At 37.0% G+C, this 21694-nt stretch carries 18 protein-coding genes; 8 read left to right on the top strand and 10 right to left on the bottom strand.

What is annotated here, in order from left to right; all coding sequences use genetic code 11:
* Positions 1-426 precede the first annotated feature (426 nt).
* The 4 genes from PMI13_RS04185 to PMI13_RS04170 form a co-directional block, all read right to left on the bottom strand.
* A complete protein-coding gene (locus PMI13_RS04185) occupies positions 427-2289 on the bottom strand; it encodes a CocE/NonD family hydrolase (RefSeq protein WP_007841007.1) in 1863 nt (620 codons plus the stop codon).
* Positions 2290-2419: 130 nt separating this feature from the next.
* Positions 2420-5191, bottom strand: coding sequence for an outer membrane beta-barrel protein (locus tag PMI13_RS04180; protein WP_007841006.1), 2772 nt, complete (start codon positions 5189-5191; stop codon positions 2420-2422).
* A gap of 85 nt (positions 5192-5276) precedes the next feature.
* Positions 5277-5696, bottom strand: coding sequence for an SH3 domain-containing protein (locus tag PMI13_RS04175; protein WP_007841004.1), 420 nt, complete (start codon positions 5694-5696; stop codon positions 5277-5279).
* Between the two features lie 6 nt (positions 5697-5702).
* Positions 5703-6191, bottom strand: a complete 489-nt coding sequence (locus PMI13_RS04170; RefSeq protein WP_007841002.1) for a BON domain-containing protein — start codon at positions 6189-6191, stop codon at positions 5703-5705.
* 225 nt (positions 6192-6416) lie between these two features.
* Here PMI13_RS04170 and PMI13_RS04165 point away from each other — a divergent pair, with 225 nt between their 5' ends.
* Entirely contained in the window at positions 6417-7667 is a 1251-nt protein-coding gene (locus PMI13_RS04165) for a dicarboxylate/amino acid:cation symporter (protein ID WP_007841001.1), read from the top strand.
* An 11-nt stretch (positions 7668-7678) separates the two neighbouring features.
* The gene (locus PMI13_RS04160; RefSeq protein ID WP_007841000.1) at positions 7679-8401 is read left to right on the top strand and encodes a phytanoyl-CoA dioxygenase family protein; all 723 of its coding nucleotides are present in this window, start codon (positions 7679-7681) and stop codon (positions 8399-8401) included.
* A 96-nt stretch (positions 8402-8497) separates the two neighbouring features.
* Here PMI13_RS04160 and PMI13_RS04155 read toward each other — a convergent pair whose 3' ends face one another.
* Together PMI13_RS04155 and PMI13_RS04150 are read right to left on the bottom strand one after the other, a co-directional pair.
* Positions 8498-11302: a GH92 family glycosyl hydrolase gene (locus PMI13_RS04155; RefSeq protein ID WP_007840999.1), complete on the bottom strand. Its 2805-nt coding sequence runs from the start codon at positions 11300-11302 to the stop codon at positions 8498-8500.
* 32 nt (positions 11303-11334) lie between these two features.
* On the bottom strand, positions 11335-11790 hold the full coding sequence (locus tag PMI13_RS04150) for a hypothetical protein (protein WP_007840998.1): 456 nt from the start codon (positions 11788-11790) through the stop codon (positions 11335-11337).
* A 155-nt stretch (positions 11791-11945) separates the two neighbouring features.
* On the opposite strand from PMI13_RS04150, the gene PMI13_RS04145 reads away from it, so the two are divergent.
* From PMI13_RS04145 to PMI13_RS04125, 5 genes are all read left to right on the top strand, one after another.
* Complete coding sequence (locus PMI13_RS04145; RefSeq protein ID WP_007840997.1) at positions 11946-13055, top strand: Mrp/NBP35 family ATP-binding protein; 1110 nt, start codon at positions 11946-11948, stop codon at positions 13053-13055.
* Between the two features lie 47 nt (positions 13056-13102).
* Positions 13103-13351 (top strand): NifU family protein, encoded by a 249-nt coding sequence (locus PMI13_RS04140; protein ID WP_007840996.1) that lies wholly within the window; start codon positions 13103-13105, stop codon positions 13349-13351.
* Positions 13352-13704: 353 nt separating this feature from the next.
* Positions 13705-14319, top strand: a complete 615-nt coding sequence (locus PMI13_RS04135) for a response regulator transcription factor (protein ID WP_007840995.1) — start codon at positions 13705-13707, stop codon at positions 14317-14319.
* 110 nt (positions 14320-14429) lie between these two features.
* Positions 14430-14999, top strand: a complete 570-nt coding sequence (locus PMI13_RS04130; protein WP_007840994.1) for a serine protease — start codon at positions 14430-14432, stop codon at positions 14997-14999.
* Positions 15000-15025: 26 nt separating this feature from the next.
* The gene (locus PMI13_RS04125) at positions 15026-16609 is read left to right on the top strand and encodes a flotillin family protein (RefSeq protein WP_007840993.1); all 1584 of its coding nucleotides are present in this window, start codon (positions 15026-15028) and stop codon (positions 16607-16609) included.
* A 236-nt stretch (positions 16610-16845) separates the two neighbouring features.
* Here the strand turns inward: PMI13_RS04125 and PMI13_RS04120 are convergent, their stop codons facing one another.
* The 3 genes from PMI13_RS04120 to speB form a co-directional block, all read right to left on the bottom strand.
* The gene (locus tag PMI13_RS04120; RefSeq protein ID WP_007840992.1) at positions 16846-17454 is read right to left on the bottom strand and encodes an alpha-ketoglutarate-dependent dioxygenase AlkB family protein; all 609 of its coding nucleotides are present in this window, start codon (positions 17452-17454) and stop codon (positions 16846-16848) included.
* Positions 17455-17465: 11 nt separating this feature from the next.
* A complete protein-coding gene (locus PMI13_RS04115; RefSeq protein ID WP_007840991.1) occupies positions 17466-18314 on the bottom strand; it encodes a bifunctional helix-turn-helix domain-containing protein/methylated-DNA--[protein]-cysteine S-methyltransferase in 849 nt (282 codons plus the stop codon).
* Positions 18315-18382: 68 nt separating this feature from the next.
* A complete protein-coding gene (speB, locus tag PMI13_RS04110) occupies positions 18383-19237 on the bottom strand; it encodes an agmatinase (RefSeq protein ID WP_007840990.1) in 855 nt (284 codons plus the stop codon).
* A gap of 189 nt (positions 19238-19426) precedes the next feature.
* On the opposite strand from speB, the gene PMI13_RS04105 reads away from it, so the two are divergent.
* Complete coding sequence (locus PMI13_RS04105; protein WP_007840989.1) at positions 19427-20089, top strand: HAD family hydrolase; 663 nt, start codon at positions 19427-19429, stop codon at positions 20087-20089.
* Positions 20090-20172: 83 nt separating this feature from the next.
* Here the strand turns inward: PMI13_RS04105 and PMI13_RS04100 are convergent, their stop codons facing one another.
* Positions 20173-21573, bottom strand: coding sequence for a type III PLP-dependent enzyme domain-containing protein (locus tag PMI13_RS04100; protein WP_007840988.1), 1401 nt, complete (start codon positions 21571-21573; stop codon positions 20173-20175).
* Between the last annotated feature and the right edge of the window lie 121 nt (positions 21574-21694).

Raw genomic sequence — 21694 nt, 5'->3', positions numbered from 1 at the left:
AAAATCCGGGGCTTTTTATGTAAATATTGTATAGTTACCGGATTTTACACAACTTACTATATCTGATACATTCATAATTATATCATTAATAAAGTTATTCTTTAATCGTAACTTTTGCGTCAGGAAATACTGTTTTACAGCCCCCCAGGACATTTAGAAACAGTATCCATATCCTGCATAAAAACCAATTTCATTTGATTTAAATTGTTGGAATATGGAAAAGAAAGATAAACATAACCTTATCATTACATTCTGCATATCCTTAATAATATAATATACATTAACCTGAGTTCGGTTACAATAATATTCAGCCTAAAAATTGAATTAGAAATATAACCTGGTTGTTTATCACCCATGGTGGCTGAGGCCCTCGAAGCCACCATTACAAAAAAAGCTGCATCATTTCTGATACAGCTTTTATCTTTTTTATTTCAATATTTCTGCTTCTATAGCACTGTCATCATAAATTTTGATGAAGGCTTTCGTATAGTCTGCTTTGGTTGCCATATTCGGGTTATCCATAAATTTCTGTGGATTTACCGAAAACAGAGGAAACCATGTGCTGCTGATCTGTATCTGTATTTTATGTCCTTTTTTAAAGGTATGCAACACATCCTGCAGTCTGAAATTTACTGCTGTTTTCTGGTTCGGAATTAAAGCTTCAGGCTTTTCTCTTGAGTTTCTGAATCTTGCCGGCATGATCTCACTTCTTACCATCTGATGATAGTTGGGATAAATAACACCATCTTTCTTTTCTGCAGGTTTTTTAAAATCCTCAGGATAGATGTCAATCAGCTTTACAGCAAAATCGGCATCAGTAGAAGTAGAGGCGATATTCAGTTTGGCCATGATTTCTCCGGCAAATGTAATGTCATCCGTTAAAACATCTGTAGTGAAAGTAAGTACGTCAGGTCTTCCTTCTGCAAACCTTTGATCCTCGGACATATAATTTTTAGGGGTAAACCCATTGAAATCTTTCAGATTTGCAGAACTCAGAACAGGATTGCCGGGATCACTGTAATATTCTGAAGTGCCTTGTCCTGCAGTATTTTTTAAAGTTCCGTTTGTTAAATAAAAATTGATTTTCTGAGCATTTTTCGGAGGATAAGCTGCAAATTCTTTCCATTCTTTAGCCCCCGTATCATACATCAAAGCTTCCGGAAGGCCGGCATCTTCTTTCGTATTTCCCTTTAAATAATGATTGAAAAATTTAGTTTCTATATTTCTTTGATAATACGTTGCAATGCTGTCTCCAAAATAAATGTCATTATGAAAATGTTTTCCTTGTTCCTGGCCCCAGCCACCGTGGGAGAAAGGTCCCATTACAATTGTATTTTTAGCTTTCGGACTGCTTTTTTCGATGGTTTTGTATATGTTTAAAGGCCCTGATAAATCTTCTGCATCGTACCAGCCACCTACAGTCATTACTGCGTGTTTCACATTTTTCAGATGAGGTAAAAGCCCTCTTTTCTGCCAGAATTCATCATAGTTGGGATGATTCATTATTTCGGTCATGAAGAAATTGTTTTTATAATATTTATCATAAGCTTCCTTTAATGTTCCGAGATCCCTGTAGAATTTCAGTCCGTCCTCAGAAGTGGGTTTTATAAAGGTATCCATATACCAGCCTTCTTTTTCAGCCTTTGTTTTCTGAACTCCGAATACAGGGAATGTTCTGAAATAACCCAACATAAATTTCCCGTTATGAAGGAAGTCATCATTCCAGAAATCCGAAATCGGAGCCTGAGGGGATGAAGCTACCAAAGCCGGGTGATCCGCCAGGATCCCTGCTGCTGTATAAAATCCGGGATATGACGTTCCGTACTGCCCTGCTTTACCATTGTTATCTTTAATGTTTTTCAGCAGCCATTCAATGGTATCATAAGTATCTGTGCTTTCATCTATATCTTTTTTTGTTTTGCGCTCCACCTGTGGTGTCATGTTGGTAAAAGTGCCTTCGCTCATATATCTTCCACGGACATCCTGGTACACAAAAATATATTTGTCTTTCATCAGGTACTGGTTCGGTCCCAGTTTGTTTTTGTATTCGTTTTCGCCATAAGGGGCAACACTATAGCACGTTCTCTGCATCAGGAACGGATATTTGTTCTTATTTGAAATATCTTTCGGAATATAAACCGAGGTAAAAAGTTTTACTCCGTCACGCATAGGAATGTAAAATTCCTTTTTTGTAAAGTTATCCTTCACAAAACTGTCTTTTTGAGGGGCATTCTGAGATTTCCCAAGACTGAAAAAGAAAATAAATAAAATTGAAATATAGATTTTCATAAATAAAATTTGCAGCTAATTTAGAAATAAAAACAATTGTTGCTCTATTTAGTAGCAGGAATTATGTTTTCGTTACAAAAAACAAATGGCAGGAATTTCCTCCAGCCACCAGATTTATTCAGTTTAATTGTTATTTAGCCTGCATTTTCTTACCTGCGAATTTATTCAGTTTCATGGTAAGGGAAAACATGATATAACGTTTCAGAATGAGGTCTTCACGGTCTTCAAAATAAGATGTCATAATCGTTCTTCTTACACTTTGATTCTGGTTCAGTACATCATACACTTTCACTTTTGCAGTCAGCTGTTTTTTGAAAAAAGCATATCCTAAGCTTGTATTCCAGAAGTAAAAATCCCTTTTGAATCCTGGTGCAATATTGGAACTGGTATTGTATTCAAAATCATTTCCGAAAACAAGGTTGCTCTTGAAAAGATAATTGGTCACTTCCAATTTTAGCGCCTGATTGGTCGTTTGTACTTTTTCAACACTGTAATTGGTGAAGTTTGAAAAATTATATCCGATATTATAGGATGGCTTGATTGTGAATTTTTCTTTCACTTCATAAGTAAGGTTCAATCCCGGATTAATGCTGTAAGAATTGCTGGTAAACTGCTGTCCGTTGATAAACCCCTTATTAAACCCATAATTCATATTGAACCTTGGGTTGATCGTAAATTTATTTTCTTTCCATTTGAATGTTTTGCTGAATGCTCCTCCGAAATTAAGGTTTTTATTGCCGCTTATGTTGGCATAGGTTACCAATTGTTTTCCGGATTCATCATAATAAGAATAATGGGTAATATCATTATTTCCATACGTGAAACCAAGATTCATGTAGTAAGTGATATTTTTAACCATATTAAAATTGTTGAAATACAGATAGGTCCTGTTGGTCCACGTATTTTTAAGGTTCGGGTTTCCCTGATAAGCGATCAGCGGATTGGAAAAATCCGTATAAGGAGTCAGCTGTGTAGCGGTTGGAATCGTATAATCTGCGTATTGGTATAGGCTCAGCCTTTTGTTTTGGGAAAACTCATACTGAATACTCAGATTATAGTTGGGAAGCGCAAAATTCTTCTGAAGATCATACTGCTTGCCATTAAACACCGAATTTACTTTCATATCCGAAATATTCAGCTCAACAGAACCCCATATATTGATTTTCTTTTTATTGACTTCAAAAGACAATTCAGGAGAAATTTCATTGATTTTCTGATCCATACTGTTGGATAATACCGTGTTATAACTGGTATATTGCCCTGTATTGACATCAAAATCATTAACATCTCTTATATCTTTCGAGAATTTTGAATTATAATTCATATTCAGGCTCACACTTGCTGAATCGGAAATGGGTTCTGAATATCCGGTACTGAAACGGAAATTGCTCTGTTGACTTTTATTTTTAGACAGCTGGTTTCTGTTATCATTCGGATCTGTACTCTGATAAAATATCGTCTGGGATTTATTCAGATTATTATTTTTAGACTCGGAAATAGAGCTGCTCATGTTTGCGTAAGCAACACGGCCCTTTTTTCTGAACTTTTTAGAGAAGTAAACATTGGGATTAAAGCTGTTGCTTTCAGAATCATTTCTTATGTAAGAATCACTTTTGTTAAGAAGGGTATTATCTCTAAAGGTAGCTGATTTTGAATTATTAAAATTAAAACCTTCCGTTCTGGAAAATGAAGGGGAAAGATAAATGCTGGTCAAAGAATCCAGTTTTATTTTTGCCGAACTGTCAAAATTATATTGTCTGTTTTCATTTTCACCATTGCTTTCGGAATTGGTTTTTAAGATGAAATCAGGAAGCAGGGTTGTTCTTGAAACTTTAGAGCGGGTCTCCAGGTTATTGGCAGAATGCATAAGGCTGAACGTATCCAGATCGGCGTTTTTTCCTAATTTATCACTGTAATTAAATCCTATGGTAGTCGATTTCTGTATTCCTTTGGTATTGTTTCCGCCTTGTGTATAGTAGGTGGTTCCACCGGATGTTATAATACTTCCACCCTGCATCATCCACGAATTTCTACCGTGTCCCATACTGTCGAAAACCTCATCATTAGAAAAACCCTGGGAGTTGATATTATTGGAAGAAGCCAGTAAGCTTATCTTAGTGTCATTTTTAAAATAACTGAGAAGCCCGCTGCCTTCATAGCGTTTATCCGAACCATAGCCGAGGGTGAGCCTTGAGATCAGTCCTTTATTTTTTTTTTCGTCAATATTGAAATTAATTGTTGCGTTATTTGACTTTGCCGTTTTTCCGTTCAGTTCTTCTTCCTTGGTTTTTGTGGTGGTAAACTGGATGTTTTTAATGATATCTGCCGGTAGATTCTGTAAAGCGATTTTCCCGTCTTTATCGAAGAAAGGTTTTCCATTGATCATGATCTGGTCTACTTCTTTCCCGTTGACCGTAATTTTTCCTTCATTGCTGATTTCAACACCGGGAATCTGCTTCAGGAGTTCTTCAATCTTACTGTCAGGACGCACTTTAATAGAAGATGCATTGAATTCAATAGTATCTTTTTTTACTTTTACGGGAGAAGCGGTAAGCTTTACTTCTTCGATATTGAAAACCGTATTTTTCTCAAGCTCAATTTGCCCTAAAGAAAATGACTGATCTATTTTTTCGTAGTTTTTTGAATAGGAAATAAGCTTTTCAGCATCAATTTTAAGAACAGTAGGTTCTTTAAGTTCATCAGTCTTTAATGAAAATTTACCGTCTTTGTTGGTGGCAGTATAATTGACGATAGAGGAATCTTTCTGTTTCAGGAGATAGACGGTTGCATTTTCTACCGGTTTCTTTTCAAAATTGATAACGCTTCCGTCAATATTAAGTTTTTGTGCATTAAGAATAATAACATTAAATACGAGTATCCACAGCAGTAAGATTTTCTTCATTAAGCTTTTTTAAGCTGCAAAAATAAAAAAACATCCCAGAACTGGGATGTTTCTATGTTAAATATTTCTAAATATAGAGAATTTATTATGCTTTCAAATATCTTGAATAAGCATAGCCTTCCTGACCTTCAGTGGTTTTTACTTTCCACCAGTCATCGGAAGTCTGTTCAATTAAAGTTACGGAAGAACCTTTTGCAGCTTTTCCTACAACAGCAGCTTCAGTAGAAGGCTCCTGTCTGATGTTCAGGTTAGAATCTTCCGTAGCTACCGTAAGGGCAGCACCGGCAGCAAGACCGGCAACCTGTACGTTGATGTTGATATCTGAAGCGGAATAAGTAGAATCAATCGTTCCTAAAGCATTCCATACTGCATCTTTAGCAGCCGTATTGGAAGCATCTCCTGAAACATAAAGGATTCCGTCCTGTTCCTGAACCTGAAGATTTGAAATTCCTGCAGTCTGTGCTGCTGAAATTACTCCTGAATATTTATCTTGTAATGTACTCATTTTAAATTATTTTACAGTATAGTTATAATTTACTTTTCCTACTTTCAAAGCATCTACAGATTCCTTGACTTTTCTTGCCTGTTCTTTTGAAACACTTCCTGTAAGCGTTAGCTCACCGTTTACCACTTCTACTTTTACTGAAGGGAAATCTTTAACAGCATCCTGTACTTTTTTCTGAACTGCAGGATCTACGGCAGATTGAGTTTCAACAGGTGCAGGTGTAGCAGCAGGCGCCACAGTAGCCATATCCATCACTTCTTTTACACCTGTTACAGCTTTTAATTTAGCAATCACAGCATCTTTAGAAGCCTGATCAGGGAAAGTTCCGCTTAGGTGAGCAACACCTTCTTTTACTTCAACAGAAGCATTCGGATTAGAAGTTACGATAGTTGTTGCTTGAGTCTGAAGGTCAGCATCAGAGACTTTCTTTTTACAAGAAATAGATCCGAACGATACTGCCAGAGCTAAGGCAGCCATTGCGATTGTTTTTTTCATAGTTGTATATTTATTTTAATGTATGATACACTCAAATGTAATAATAAAATTTATACCAAACGGTTAAAAATTAACTAAATCTTTCTTAATTTTTTTGCATAGTTTTCAAATTCAGTCTGTTAATTTCAATGTATCTGGAATTAAGCCCTGTGATAAAGGCATTGAATAATTTTTACAGTCCAATTTAAAAACTGTTATATTTGTGCCCACTTGAACTATTTATATATGAAAGGACAAAATAAACTATTTATAGCCATTGTAATTGCGCTTATCCTGGGGGTAGGAATCGGAGGATTTGTTCATATACAGTATCCGGAAAGTGCAGAATCTTTTTCTAAAAATATAAAACTGCTGGGAACTGTTTTTATCAGGCTGGTGCAGATGATCATCGCCCCATTGGTTTTTACTACTCTGGTGGTAGGTATTGCCAAAATGAGCGATATCAAAATGATTGGAAGAGTAGGTACAAAAGCTATGCTGTGGTTCATTTCCGCTTCATTGACGTCTCTGTTCATCGGTTTGATGCTTGTAAACTGGCTTGAGCCGGGACACGTTACCAAATTGCCGATTCAGGATGCTGCCTCTGCAGAAGAGCTCTTAAAAAGCAGCAAAGGCTTTTCTCTTGAAGACTTTGTGAAACACGTAATCCCTAAAAGTATATTCGAAGCTTTTGCGACCAATGAAGTGCTGCAGATTGTAGTTTTTTCTATTATGTTCGGAATTGCCCTGGCTAATCTGGGTGAACAATATGCACAGCCTGTGATTAAATTATTTGATATCATTGCTCATGCGATCCTTAAAATGGTAGGCTATATCATGTGGTTTGCCCCACTGGGTGTTCTGGGAGCCATTGCAGCTGTAGTGGCCACGAATGGTTTTGAAATTTTCAAGGTATATGCCATTTATCTCAGAGATTTTTTCTTTGCTCTGGGAATCCTGTGGCTGGTTTTACTGTTGGTAGGTTACCTGATTTTGGGAAACCGTCTTTTCGAATTGATGAGAAGGATTAAAGAGCCTTTGCTTATCGCATTCTCAACAACAAGCTCGGAAGCTGTTTTCCCTAAACTGGTGGAAGAATTGGAAAGATTCGGGTGTAACAGCAGAGTAGTGTCTTTCATTTTACCTTTAGGATATTCTTTCAATCTTGACGGAAGCATGATGTATATGACTTTTGCATCGATTTTCATTGCTCAGATTTACGGCATTGAAATGACTGTAGGACAGCAGATCACAATGCTTCTGGTTCTAATGCTTACCTCAAAAGGAATTGCGGGTGTACCGAGAGCTTCTCTGGTGATCATTGTAGCGACATGTTCAATGTTCGGAATTCCGCCGGAAGGGATTGCCCTTATTTTACCGATTGACCATTTCTGTGACATGGGAAGAAGTATGACAAATGTTCTGGGAAATGCCCTGGCAACTTCTGCGGTTTCCAAATGGGAAGGCCAATTGGAAAATCATGGCGGTAAAATGTAAGAGGAATTCTTATGGAAGAACGAAACTTACGGGTTCATAAAAATCATATTCTTGAAAACGGGTTTACCATAATTAATACTGTTTTTTCAGAAGAAGAAATTGAAAAGATAACGGATATCATTAAGAATATAGATACTTCGAAAGAAAATTTCAGAAAATCTGAAGACCTGTTTGCCATCAGGCAGTTTTTTAAAGAGATTCCGGAGATTACAGATATTATTTTTAATGACAATCTTAAAAAGATGATCAACGGAATTTTCGGAGAAAGGTATTTTATGGTAAAAAGCATCTATTTTGATAAGCCGGAAAACTCCAATTGGTATGTTGCATATCATCAGGACCTGACTATTTCTGTCGATAAAAAAATCAATCTGCAAGATTTTGGTCCCTGGACTACCAAACAGAATCAGTTTGCCGTACAGCCGCCTTTGGATATCCTTGAAAATATGTATGCAATCAGAATTCATCTGGATGATACCGATGAAAATAATGGAGCTCTAAAAGTAGTCCCGAAATCGCATTCCAAAGGAATTTACAGACCGGAAACCATTGATTGGACCACTGAAACTGAAGAGATCTGCAATGTAAAAAAGGGTGGAATTATGATCATGAAGCCTTTAATCCTTCACAGTTCAAACAGAACCACAAACGGAAAGAAAAGAAGAGTCATCCATATAGAATTTTCTGACCGGGAACTTCCGGAAGAGTTGAAATGGTCTGAGAGACTTAATTAGTTATTCAGTATAGTGACAAAATTCCACATAAAAACAAAACAAAATAAAACCCCTTCGAAAATTTCGAAGGGGTTTTGGTTTATATCAGTTTAAAAATTATTTCACGGAAATTTCATCAATAAAGATATAGGAGTCTCCACCTGCTCCCTGATGCCACTCAGGAAGTTTGCCATAGTTATAGGCTTTTATTTTAATATATCTTGCTTCTGTGGGTAAGGTTTTGAGGAAAAATATTATTGTATGTACAGATTCATTCTTAGGATCTACAGAAGTTTCCGAAGTGTCTAATAAATAATAGTCATTATTATTATTGGAACCATAGAGTTCTATTTTTTTTGGTAATAAGATCCAGCTTTTGGAGTCCTGTAAAAAAGTGACATCTACTTCATGAAAACTTTGAGGTGATTTAAAATCAATAGTAGCCTCAAAGTCCTGTCCCTGATAACCTTGCCATTCGCCTTTTCTCCAGTTAGTGTCTCCTTTGATTCCATCAATAAGAGCTAATTTTCCACCTGCTGTATATTGTGGATTTACAGCTGACTTAACTGTGATATCCCAATGATTTGGTCTTCTGTTGAAATTGGCAGTTCCGATTGAACTTTTCTCACCATTTCTTTCAGCGTAGGCAGAAACCTGAGTGGTTTTACTGATTGTAAACGGTCCTTTATAAACCTTGAAGGTTTTTCTTACACTGACATCACCCTCATCCATCGTCATATAATAAATTTTATCATCCGGATTTAACGGAGTGATTTCAACTTTCGTGGAAAACTCGAAAAGCCGGTCTGCAGCAATGACCGGTGTAGCGATTAATTCATCATACTTAAAGTCTTTTGCAGGCTTTACATTCTCAAATCCCAGTTTTCGGAGCTCTGCCTTGCCTGTATTCTTGGTGATTACTCTTGTTGTTCCGTCTTCCAGATGAAGTTTAATTTCGTCAAAATAAGGCGTTACCGTTTCCCATTCAGGTTTTCCGGGAGTTACGGAATAAATTCCCATTGAGCTTAAAACATACCAAGCGCTCATCTGCCCGCAGTCTTCATTACCGATCAGCCCGTCCGGAGCATTTTTGTAGAAATTATCAAGAATATATTTGATCTTTTCTTCTGTTTTCTGAGGCTTATCCACTAAATTATACAAATAAGCAATATGATGGCTTGGCTCATTTCCCTGTGCATACTGTCCCATTAAACCCGTAATATCGGCCTGTTCTCTTCCCGTGGTTTTATCAGCTGCAGAAAAAATAGCGTCGATAAACTGTTCAAATTTTTCTTTACCTCCATGAGCAGCGATCAGGCCCGGAATATCCTGTTGAACCGAGTAGGAATAATGCCATGAATTTCCTTCCGTATAATTGTTATTGACTTCTCTGGGATCAAAAGGTTCGTACCAGTTTCCGTTTTTTCTTGGCTGCATGAAGCCGTTTTTCGGGTTATAAAGATTTTTCCAGCTTTGAGAACGTTTCATAAAATACTGATAATCTTCCTTTTTGTTTAAAATTTTAGCCATTTGAGCGATACACCAGTCGTCATAAGCATATTCCACCGTTTTAGAAACACTTTCATGCTCATCATCAATACTGATGTAATTATTTTTCTTGTAAGCATTTAAACCGAAAATATCAAGTATAGCCGAATTTTTAGAAGCTTCAAATGCTTTTTCATGATCAAAACCTGTAATTCCTTTTGCCATAGCATCGGCAATCACTGAAACTGCGTGATAACCGATCATACATTCAGTTTCATTGGAAGCCAGTTCCCAGACAGGAAGTTTACCGCCCTGCTCATATTGTCTGATAAAGGTATTGACGAAATCTGAAGTTCTTTTTCTGTCGATTAATGTCATCAGAGGATGTGCTGCCCTGAAAGTGTCCCAAAGCGAAAACACCGAATAATAATCAAAATTTGCAGCGGTGTAGAATTCATTGTCCCGGCCTCTGTACTTTCCGTCAACATCCATATTGATATTGGGCTGTGTGAAAACATGATACAGGGCGGTGTAAAAAACCGTCAGTTTATTCTTATCGTCAGATTTTACTTCAATTTTTGAAAGCTCTTTATTCCAGTCGTTTTCTGCCAGTTTTTTTATGGATTCAAAATCATTGGACTTGCCTTCTGCCAACATATTTTTTTCAGCTCCCTCATAACCTGTGGGTGAAATGGCAACTTTTACATTAATCTTTTCACCCTTTTTTACGATTGTAGAAAAAGCTAGAGCTAATTTTGTTCCCGTAAAAAGCTGGTTTTCCTGCTTTCCATTCACTTCTTTTTTAGAAATTTTCATGGGTTTTGAAAACTCGATTCTGGCATAGATGTATTGATTGGTTGCCCATGCCTCACTTCTCCGGAAAACTTCAATAGTTTTACTGTCAATTATTTTCACTTCCCCCTCCAGTAGCTTATCTCTGTGGTTCAGGTCCAAAATAATATTGGCATTTCCTGCATTGTTGAAGATATATTCATGATACCCTACTCTTTTGGTTGCGGTCAGCCGGACATTGATATTGTTTTTGTCAAGTTTTACGGCATAAAAACCTGCTGTAGCCTTTTCATTTTTATGCGAAAATTTAGAAGCATATTCTTTGTTATTCAGGCTGGGATTTCCCATGGTAGGCATCAGCATAATATCACCATAGTCTGAAACACCGGTTCCGTTGAGGTGAGTATGGGAAAAACCGTAGATTACAGAATCAGAATAATGATAGCCACTACAGCCATCCCAGCTTCCATCAATCCTGGTATCAGGGGAAAGCTGTACCATTCCGAAAGGAACAATAGCCCCCGGAAATGTGTGGCCGTGGCCTCCGGTGCCGATAAAAGGATTCACATTTTGGGAGAAATTCTGAGCGTTGAAAAATACGGATAAGATAAGAGTAAATAATAAATATCTGGTTTTTTTCATAGTAGATTAATGATGCCTAAAGATAAGACTATTTATACTTCACCTTCAAAAAAATCCTTCAGGTACTGCTGTTTACTGTCTTCCTGCCTATCCGTTCCCAGAAATTTTTTCCAAGCTTTGGATTCATGATATACAATGTCCATTTCCCAGACACAGTAAGTAGGAATATGGATGCCTTTTCTGTCCCATATTTCAAATTTTCCGGAACCGTCATAGTAAACACTTTCCCATAATTCGTTTTCACTTTGCCATGTACAAACCAATAACAGGTAATTCTCATTGCACCGGTGAAGAATCACAAAACCTGAATCTTCTTTATCCTGAAAATTTTCTTCCGAATTTTCTATACATATCCTGGCATTGCTGACATCCCCGGAAGATATGTTTTCTGGATCTTTGGCCAGATTATACCATTTGAATCTGGTTTTTCCGACGGTGAAAACACCCTGAGGAATCACAAATTTAGAAGGATAAGAAATAGCGTCCATATTAACCTGTTTTTTGATTATAAAAATTTTGAAATGTAAGACAAAGGCAGATTGATAATTTTTTAATGATCTGATTTATCACCTTGTGTTATAGATTTTATTCATTCTAAATTATAGAAAAAATCCGTAAATTTGTAAACAATTTATAGTAAAGTATGTTGACGAAAGAAAAGGTTCAAGATTTCCTTAAAGAGATAGAAGTAGATGATTTGGTGAATAACCTTCAGATCATGGGGGATGACGTGTATATTGACATGACTGCCCATTCACCGGCGATGCACGAGAAGAAAAAGCTAGAAGCTGCCATGAAACAGGCTTTTGCCAGTGAATTTGGAGAAGATGTTCACTTAAAAATTAAAATCGTTTCCCCGGAACCGAGTGAGATTCAGCAGAGCCAGATCAAAGGGAAACAAATTCCCGGGATTCAGAATATTATAGCCATTGCTTCCGGAAAAGGAGGAGTAGGTAAATCTACGGTTGCTGCCAATATGGCGGTTACCCTTGCTAAAATGGGCTTCAAAGTAGGTTTATTGGATGCCGATATCTACGGACCGTCTGTTCCTACCATGTTTGACACAGAAGGTCAAAAACCGATTTCAGTGGAAATTGATGGTAAGAACCTGATGAAACCAATTGAAAATTATGGAGTAAAAATGCTTTCAATAGGCTATTTTTCAGGAGCTAACCAGGCTGTGGTCTGGAGAGGCCCGATGGCTTCAAAAGCCCTGAACCAGATGATCAGAGACGCAGCCTGGGGAGAATTGGATTTCTTATTAATCGACTTACCTCCCGGAACAGGGGATATTCACTTATCCATCATCCAGGAAGTTCCTGTTACAGGAGCGGTGATTGTAAGCACACCTCAGCATGTGGCTCTGGCAGACGTAAGAAAAGGAATTGCGATGTTCCAGATGGAAAGTATTAATATTCCGGTTCTTGGATTAATCGAAAATATGGCGTATTTTACACCGGAAGAATTACCTGACAATAAATATTATATCTTTGGAAACCAGGGAGCACAATATTTAGCTGATGATCTGAAAATTCCGGTACTGGGAGAGATTCCGTTGATCCAGAGTATCAGAGAGGCGGGAGATGTAGGAAGACCTGCTGCTTTACAGGAAAATTCTAAAATTGCAGATATCTATACACAAACTGCACGCAATATGGTGGAAAGCCTTGTGGAAAGAAATAAATATCTTCCTCCGACAGAAGCTGTGAAGATCACAACAATGGCGGGCTGCTCACCAAAAGCTAAAAAATAAATAAAATTCAAGTTGATTTTTTTAAAACCAATTGAACTGAAGAAAATATGGAAACAAATATAACACACGAAGATACCGTAACAAAAGTAATGGAAGCTCTTGAAAGTATCCGTCCGTTCCTTAATAAAGATGGCGGGGATATTGAGCTTATTGATGTGAAAGACAACTCGGTTTATGTAAAACTGTTGGGAAATTGTTCCGGATGTTCATTGAATTTTTCAACCCTGAAGCTGGGTGTTGAAAATACAATCAAACAGCACGCTCCGGAAATTGAAAAAGTAATCAGCGTAGAATAAAAAATAATAAAGCATATATTTTTTAGAGACAGGTTTTTAGCCTGTCTTTTTTATGAAATTAAATTTTTTATCTCTTTTTCTCTTCAAATGCTTCCATTAAATTATGTAATGAATAGCATTTGATTGAATGTCATCTGCAAAATTGTTTTTTTGCAGATAATAAATTTTCCATCACAGCCTGTTTTTACTACAATCTTTTTAAAAAACCTTTGTAAGAGGGAAATTTCTTCCAAAAAAATACGTTATCGGTCTACATGTTGCATTGCTTTTATGCAAAATTTGAAAAAGCATTACTTTCCCTGAAGCGTATCCTGAAAGGTACCTGTGAAAGTTATCATTAAAAAAACTGAACTATGAAAAAAGTACTCATTGCAGATGATCGATATGTTGTGAGAATCGGTACCGCATTACTGTTGGAATCAAAACTTAATTATCCGTGCAGCATTGATTTTGCTGAAAACTATGCCGAAACCCGGGAAAAAGTCTCTAAAGAACATTATGACCTGCTGATCCTTGATATTGATATGGCCGACAGTATCTATAAGGCAATGGTGAAAGAGCTTAAAAATAAGCACAAGGATCTCAAAATCATGATATTTTCCAATTATGATGAAAATATAGGGATTCAGTATATAGAAGAGGGAGCTGAAGGTTATCTTAATAAGAGAGCCTCAGAATCGGAAATACTGAAAGGGATAAATACCATTTTCGAAGAAGGGTATTATTATCCGTCAAAAATGGTAAGCCGGCTTATTACCCATTCAAGAGATAACAATACAGTAGAACACCTTTCTAAAAGGGAATTCCAGATATTTAAACTGCTGGCTCAGGGAAACGGTAATATTGAAATAGCCAATATTCTGGACATCAGGATGTCTACAATCAGCACTTATAAAAAGAAGATATTTGAAAAACTGAACGTCAAAAATGTAGTTGATTTGGTTCGGATCTATGATGACCTGCATTAATTTTTAAAGATTGAGGAAATGCTGAAGGCAGGTTTTTTCAACCTGTCCTTTTATTTTTTTAACTTTAAAATTCCACTTTTTTTGATTATATTTGAGAAAAACATGTACTTATGTTTGAATTTCTCCAAAATTTAGATTCCCTTCATCAGGGATTTTGGTATGTTGCCCTGACTGCCAGTTTGATTTTTTTGGTTCAGACAGTTCTTACCTTTATTGGAAGTGACCATACCAGCGGGCTTCATGCTGATTTTGACGGAAACCTTACCCATACTGATGCACCTTTTCAGTTATTCTCTTTCAGAAACCTTATTAATTTTCTTTTAGGATTCGGATGGAGTGGGGTGACATTCTATAATTCCATAGGAAGTAAACCTCTTCTGATTTTTATATCCGTACTGATTGGGATGGGCTTTGTCATTTTATTTTTCATCCTGATTTTTCAGATCTTAAAACTGACAGAAGATAATACGTTTAAAATAGAAGACCTCATCGGTAAAACCGGTGAAGTATATCTTACCATTCCTGCCAATATGAGCGGAAAAGGAAAAATTTTAATTTCTGTAAACGGAACCCATCATGAGCTTCAGGCCATGACGGAATCTGAAGAAAGCATCCCTTCAAGCCATTCGGTAAGAGTGATCTATATCTACGACAAAGTACTCGTCGTTGCAAAAATTTAAATTATTAACCACTTTATAAACTATTTATGGAAATTCCCGGAACTCTTATTCTTATACTGGTCATAGTATTTGTATTATTCGTAACGTTTTTAGCCCTTATTTCGAGGTATAAAAGATGTCCTTCGGATAAAATCCTGGTCATTTACGGTAAAACGGGCGGAAGCTCCGCAAAATGTATTCACGGTGGTGGTGCTTTTGTATGGCCGGTCATTCAGGATTATGCTTATCTGGATCTGAAACCTATTTCTATTGAAGCTAATCTTACCAATGCTTTATCCAGACAAAACATCCGGGTGGATGTACCTTGCCGGTTCACCATTGCCATTTCCACTGAACCGGATTCTATGGGAAATGCTGCAGAAAGATTATTGGGATTATCCCAGGAACAGATTCAGGAGCTTTCTAAAGATATCCTTTTCGGACAGCTTCGTCTGGTGATTGCAACGATGACCATTGAAGAGATCAACTCAGACAGAGATAAATTCCTGGATAATATTTCTAAAAACGTAGATACAGAATTAAAGAAGATAGGCTTAAAACTCATCAATGTTAACGTTACCGATATCAGGGATGAATCAGGATATATTGAAGCTCTGGGTAAAGAAGCTGCGGCTAAAGCCATTAACGAAGCGATCATCAGTGTTGCAGAACAGACTAAGATCGGGGAAACCGGTAAAGCGATTGCCGACAGGGAAAAAGATACCCAGATTGCTGAAACACAGAGAGACCGGGACGTGAAGATTGCAATTACCCAAAAAGATAAGGAGATCAGTATTGCAGCAGCGATGAAAGATGAGTCGATTGGTAAGGCAGAAGCTGAAAAAGAATCCAGAATTGCCACATCATTAGCCAATTCAATTGCGGTAAAAGGGGAAAATGAGGCCAAAATTACCATTGCCAATTCCGATGCGGAAAGAAGGGAAAAAGAAGCCGAAGCTTTAAGAATTGCAACAGCCGCTGAAAAAGTACAGGCTGCAAGATCATTGGAGGAAGCTTATCTTGCCGAGCAGAAAGCGGAAACCGCAAGGGCAGAAAGGGAACGTTCTACCCAACAGGCAAATATTGTAGTCCATGCAGAAATTGCAAAACAAAAAGCAATTATTGATGCGCAGGCAGAAGCTGAAAAAATAAGACTACAGGCCAAAGGAGAAGCTGATGCTATTTTCGCTAAAATGGAAGCTGAAGCAAAAGGTCTTTACGAGATCCTCACCAAGCAGGCGGAAGGTTACGATAAAGTAGTGCAGGCCGCTGGCGGAGATACCCATAGCGCATTCCAGCTACTGTTAATTGAGAAACTTCCTGAACTCGTTAAAACCCAGGTAGAAGCCGTTAAAAATATTAAAATCGATAAAGTGACGGTTTGGGACAGCGGAAACGGACAGGATGGAAACAGCTCTACAGCTAATTTCGTTTCAGGTATGATGAAAACAGTACCGCCTTTAAATGACCTGTTTAATATGGCAGGCCTCAATCTGCCCGATTATCTGAAAGGCAAGCCGGATGAAGTACAGAAAGAGATTATGAAAATCGTAGAGAAAAAAGACAAAAAGAATTTTGATGATATATCTTCCGGGGATGAAGCTCCTAAAGATGATGCACCCAAAGGATAAGATAGAAAGACAGGTTTTTTAATCTGTCTTTTTTATTTAACCTATAATTTGGATATAGTCTCATTACATGTAATATGGTCATTTAGTGATCATTTGAGGTCTCAGATATTGGTTGAGGCTGAACACATATTTTGGGATCCTGAAGTACTCTTTTGAGGTCTTAGGCTAACCGAAAATAATTTAGTAAATTAAAATGTTATAAAACACAGTGGCTGAGGCTCCCGAAGCTACCTCTCCTACTCTTCAATTGTCCTGAACGTAAGATTCACTCTTGGTATTTTCACCTTTGTTGTAGGTGGAAGCCTGTGCATCCAGTTATCCTGTGTAGTTCCTTTCATCACCAGCAAGCTTCCGTTTTCGAGAAAAATCTCAATTTTTTCTTTGGTTGATTTATGCTTAAATAAAAATTTTCTTTCTGCCCCAAAAGTCAGGGAGGCAATCGCTCCATGTTTTTTCAGGTCTTTTTCACCATCACTGTGATAAGCCATTCCTTCGCTTCCATCATGATACAGATTCAGCAGGCAGGAATTATAGGTTTCTCCTGATACTTCTTCACATTTTCGTTTTAAATCCAGCAATTCGGGAGTCCAGGGTTTTGCATATTTTGTTCTGTTGGAATAGGTATATTCAAATGCCTTTTCACCAAACCAGGCTACTTTTCTTTTGGTTAAAATCAGCTTTCCAAAAATAATGGCTTCATCATTTTCCCATGGAATCTGATTAAACAGGTAATCATAATAAAAGTCCGATTTTTCTTTTGAAAAAACCTTTCCGTAATAATGTACGGTTCCATCGCCGGGCAGAATGTTGATTGGAAAATCTGATATTTCTTCGAACAGGTTCATATTTTTAACTATTATTTTTCAGAATACATATGTGAACCTTCCCAGCCGATAATCAATTGTTTTCTCTCACTTCCCCATTTATAGCCGCCTGTATTTCCTGAAGACTGAATCACACGGTGGCAAGGGATGAGAAAGGCTACAGGATTGCTTCCGACAGCTGTTCCCACGGCTCTGGAAGCTTTAGAATTCCCTATTTTTTCCGCTAAATTCCCGTATGTGGATAATTTTCCCATTGGGATTGTAAGAAGGCTTTCCCAGACTTTAAGCTGAAAATCGGTTCCTTTAAGATGTAATTTTATGGTATTGAGTTGGCTCCAGTCTTTATTAAAAATAGACAGGGCATTGTGTTGAAGCTCGTCCTGCTTTTCAAAAAAAGAAGCATTAGGAAACTGAGCTTTCAAATTTCCCAATGCTGTTTCTTTATCGTGTTCAAAAGCCATATAGCAGATTCCTTTTTCTGTGGAAGCTGTAATTACATTCCCGAAAGGGCTTCTGGAAAAACTGTAATTAATGACAAGGCTTTTTCCCCCGTTTTTATATTCTGCAGGAGACATTCCTTCTATTTTTACAAACAGATCATGTAATCTGCTTGTGCTGGAAAGTCCCGTTTCATAAGCTGCATCAAATAAGCTTGCTTTTTCTTCTTTTAATAAATTCTTAGCATGTTCAAGACTGATGAACTGTAAAAATTTTTTCGGACTCGTTCCGGCCCAATCTGTAAAGATCTTCTGAAAGTGAGCCGGGCTCAGGTGAATTTTCTCAGCAACTTCCTCCAAACTCGGCTGAAGTTTGAAATTGCCCCGGATATATTCTATCGCTTTGGCAATCCTGTCGTAATCTATTTGATTTTGTGTGGACATTTCATTTTGTTTTACCTCACAAATTTCCAAAGAAAATTCTTCTGAAAAAATCCGTTTCTTGCGGAATTTTAATCCTGGTTGATATGATAATACGCAAGCATTTTGTAATATAGCTTGGCAGCAAGGAAAGCTGATGGTTTTGCCATCGGAGAATCCATTAATTCTACAATATCAAAAGCTACCACATTACATTTTTCAAATACTCTTCTTAATAATTCCAATGTAGGATACCATTGCAGCCCGCCCGGCTCAGGAGTTCCCGTAGATGGTGCAATGGAAGGGTCAAAAGCATCAAGGTCAATCGTGATGTACACGTTTCCTGAAACCTTTTCCAATACATCATTTACCCAGTTTTCGTTATTTGCAATTTCGTGGGCAAAAAACACTCTCCCTTCCGGCAAATATTCAGCTTCTTCAATATCCATTGAACGGATTCCCACCTGAACTAAATTATGCTTCTGATTGGCTTCAAAAACCGCACAGGCATGATTGGATGTAGAACCATGGAATTCAGGACGTAAATCTGTATGTGCATCCAACTGAAGAACTGTAAGATTCTCGTATTTTTCACCGATTGCACGGATCGAACCGATAGAAACAGAGTGCTCACCACCAAAAAGGGTAAATAATTTACCATCATTCTGTAAAAGCTCTTTTGTTTTCTGATAAACCGCTTCGGTCATTGCTTCAGGACTTGAATTTTCAGAAATTTCTCCTGCCAGATAAACTCCTTCCAGGTAAGGTTCAGTTCCTGTTTCAATATCATAAAGCTCCATATTTTCAGAAGCATTCAGGAATAATTCAGGGCCTTTATCAGCTCCTTTTCCCCATGTTGAAGTTCCGTCATAAGGTACGGTTACCAACATTACTTTTGAATTTTCCAGTGATGCATTCTCTTCAGGAATTCCCGCGTATGTTTTCATATACAATTTATAATTAAAAAATTAAATGATTGAAAGATTTTAAATATTGGCACAAAGATACGAAGAAGTTAGAAGCCGAAAGAATGGAGGCGGGAAGTTTTGCATCAGTGTAACCATGATTTGTACTTTAAACTTCCCTCTTCAGACCTCCATCCAAATTTCACTACCTTTGTAAAAAAAATTTCAAATATGTCCTTAAAAGCTGTGCTTTTCGATATGGATGGGGTGATTGTAGATACAGAACCATTGCACAGAAAAGCTTATTTTAAAACGTTTAATGAACTGGAAATTGAAGTTTCTGAAGATTTATACACCTCTTTCACCGGTGCTTCCACGAAAAGAGTTTGTGAAACATTAATTAATGAATTTAATCTTAGCCATACTCACGAAGGTATTGCCGGTATCAAGCGAACTTACTTCAAAGATTATTTTTATAATGATGAAGATTTTGATTTAATTCCAGGAGTAAGAAAATTGATTGAGCACTATCATGAAAATGGGATAAAACTGATTTTAGCCTCTTCTGCAACAATGACAACCATTAATATGGTTTTTGAAAAATTCGGGCTTGCAAAATATTTCAGCGGAAAAATCAGTGGTGCAGATTTAAAAGAATCAAAACCTCATCCGGAAGTTTTTCTTTTAGCTGCAGAAATGGCAGGTGAACCTGTTGAAAACTGCATGGTCATTGAAGATTCTACCAATGGGATCCTGGCAGCCCACAGAGCCCATATTTTCTGTGCCGCCTATAAAAGTGAGCATTCAAAAAATCAGGACTATACTTTAGCCAATATTGTCGTTTCAGATTATTCTGAGCTCGAATTAGATAAAATTTCAAATTATTTTAAATAAAAATAGCCATCAGTCTGATGGCTATTTTTTTATGTTTTGGCATTCTTAACGTAGTAAAGAAGCTCAATTTTAATATCAATCTTTTAATGATTATTATATCCTAAAAGCTTTAAAATATCTTCCGGCTCCTGTTTTTCACGGAATATCTCATACTGGAATTCTCCGTTTTCATCTTTCTGAATCAGGATGTGTCTCGGCTGAGGCATCAGACAGTGATGCACTCCACCATAACCACCGATGGTTTCCTGATAGGCCCCCGTATGGAAGAAACCGATATATAAAGGTTTTGTATCACTGAAAACCGGCAGATAAATTGCATTCGTATGCTGTTCTGAATTATAATAATCATCCGAGTCACAAGTCAGCCCACCCAGAAAAACCCTTTCATAGGTATCTTCCCAACGGTTGAGCGGAAGCATGATAAAGTGTCTTGAGATGGCCCAGGTATCAGGAAGCGTTGTCATGAAAGATGAATCAATCATATTCCATTTTTCTCTGTCGTTCTGACGTTTCTGGGAAATAATTTTATAAAGGTTTGCTCCACTTTCTCCAACCGTGAAACTTCCAAACTCTGTATAAATATTAGGCTCTTCCACTCCTTCTTCTTCACAGAATTTTTTGATCTGGGAAACAATTTCTTCCACCATATACTGGTAATCGTAATCGAAATTGAGAGATGTTTTGATTGGGAAACCACCACCAATGTTCAGAGAATCCACTTCCGGAGCAATTTTTTTCAAACGGGCATATACCCGGAGACATTTGTACAATTCGTTCCAGTAGTAGGCAGTATCTTTAATCCCCGTATTGATGAAGAAGTGAAGCATTTTCAGTCTTGCATTCGGATGCTCGGCAATTTTCTGGCTGTAATACGGGATAATATCTTTATATCCGATCCCTAATCTTGAGGTATAGAATTCGAACTTCGGTTCTTCTTCCGAAGCGATTCTGATTCCGATATCAAAGGTCGTATCAATACTTTCGGTAAGTTTATCTAATTCACGGTAATTATCCAGGATCGGAGTGATGTTTTCAAAACCGCTGTTGATCATATCTGAAATCTTTGCCAGATAATCATCTGTTTTGAATCCGTTACAGATTACTTCAATATTTTTATCTACCTTCCCTTTTTTGTAAAGAGATTTTACAATATCCATATCATAAGCGGAAGAAGTTTCAATGGAAATATCGTTTTTCAAAGCTTCTTCAATAACGAAATTGAAATGGCTGGATTTTGTACAGTAGCAGTACCTGTAATTTTTTTTATATTCGATTTTCTCAAAAGCTTCCCTGAACCAGCTTTTTGCTTTTTGAATATTTTGAGAAATCTTCGGGAGGTAACTTACCTTTAAAGGAGTTCCAAACTTTTCAACAACTTCCATTAAAGGAATATCGTGAAACAACAAATTGTTCTCAGAAACATTAAATTCTTCGGTAGGAAAATATAATGTCTGATCAATAAGTTCCGAGTATTTTATTTTCATTTTTTAACAAGTGAATTAAGAATGCAAAATTGCTAAAAAAGTTTGATTTTCGGATGTTAAAATTATTATAATTTTCTATTAAAATATAATGGCATTTGTTACAAAAACTTCAACAAAATGA

This window comes from Chryseobacterium populi (assembly GCF_000282115.1).
GTDB lineage: Bacteria > Bacteroidota > Bacteroidia > Flavobacteriales > Weeksellaceae > Chryseobacterium > Chryseobacterium populi.
The sequence above is the reverse complement of the archived record's forward strand: the minus strand, read 5'-3'. Positions and strand labels throughout refer to the sequence as shown.